The sequence below is a fragment of the Xanthomonas sp. SHU 166 genome (assembly GCF_000364685.1).
Lineage (GTDB): Bacteria > Pseudomonadota > Gammaproteobacteria > Xanthomonadales > Xanthomonadaceae > Xanthomonas_A > Xanthomonas_A sontii.
In genome coordinates this window covers 1-1,373 of the sequence record NZ_AQOJ01000685.1, presented here as the reverse complement: position 1 = coordinate 1,373, position 1,373 = coordinate 1, and the positions used below count along the sequence as shown (strand labels likewise).

The 1,373-nt window shown below is 72.8% G+C and carries 1 protein-coding gene; it reads left to right on the top strand.

Annotation, left to right across the window (positions count from 1 at the left end; genetic code table 11):
* Window positions 1-283: 283 nt before the first annotated feature.
* A partial coding sequence (locus D180_RS16190; RefSeq protein WP_043091144.1) for an FtsX-like permease family protein occupies window positions 284-1,373 on the top strand: 1,090 nt, incomplete at its 3' end.

The following is a 1,373-nucleotide window of genomic DNA, read 5'->3' as shown; positions in this document are numbered from 1 at the left end:
CCCCCCTGCCGATCGGCGCGGTGGCGCTGTGGCTGCTCGGCCAGCTGGCGGTGTTCGCGCCGGCGCGCCGCGCCGCCGACGTGCCGCCGGCCGTCGCCACCCGCAGCACCTGATCCATCCCCTTGGCCGGCTCCGGCCGGCCTTTTTTCATCGAGCGCGCCATGCCCCGCAACCATCGCCCACTGCCGTCCTCCGGTCTCCTGCGCCACGCGCCTGCGTGGCCGCAGCCGTGCCCGATCGGCCCGGCGGCGCCGGTGCGGCGCGGCCGTTGAACGTCGCCGCCATGGCACTGGGTCCGATGCTCTCGACGCTGTCCCGGCACCGCACCGCGGCGACGCTGATCGTGCTGGAGATCGCGCTGGCCTGCGCGATCGTCTGCAACGCGCTGTTCCTGATCGGCAACCGCATCGCGACCCTGCGCAGCGCCAGCGGCGTCGCCGAAGCGGAACTGGTGACGATCGCCCTCGGCGGCATCGGCCGGCAGGTCGACGCGGCGGCACGCACCCGCGAAGACCTGGCCGCGTTGCGCGCGCTGCCCGGCGTGCGCAACGCCACCGTCGTCAACCAGATGCCGTTCGGGGACGCCGCCTGGAACGTCGGCCTGAATCTGACCCCCGACCAGGAATGGCCCACGCTCAATGCCGCGCAGTACAAGGCCGAGGACGCCACGCTGCGCACGCTGGGCCTGCGCCTGATCGCCGGGCGCGATTTCCGCGCCGACGAATACCTGGACCTGGACGCCCTGCGCAACGACGAGCGCCTGCGCAACGCCGGCGGCGCGGTCATCCTCAACCGGGCGGCGGCGGAGAAGATGTTTCCCGGACAGAACGCGCTGGGCAGGACCGTCTACCGCGGCACCGTGCCGGCGCAGGTGGTCGGCATCGTCGACGCCCTGGCCCGCCCCAACCCGGACCTGGTCGGCCCGGCGCAGGCGCCCTACGCATTGCTGATTCCGCTGCGCATGCCCTACACCGACGGGCTGTACGTGCTGCGCGTGCGCGACCCGGCGCAACGCCAGGCCGTGCTCGCCGCGGCGACCGCGGCGCTGATGCAGGTGGACAGCAGCCGGCTGGTGCTCGATCAGCAGACCTACAGCGAGATCCGCGACGCCTACTTCCAGGGCGACCGCACCATGGTGTGGCTGCTCGGCGCGGTGTGCGTGGCGCTGCTGGTGGTCACCGCGCTGGGCATCGTCGGCCTGGCCAGTTTCTGGGTGCAGCAGCGCACCCGGCAGATCGGCATCCGCCGCGCCCTCGGCGCCACCCGCAGCCAGATCCTGCGCGACTTCCAGGCCGAGAATTTCCTGCTGACCAGCGCCGGCATCGCGCTGGGCATGCTGCTGGCGTACGCGATCAACCAGTGGCTGATGGGCC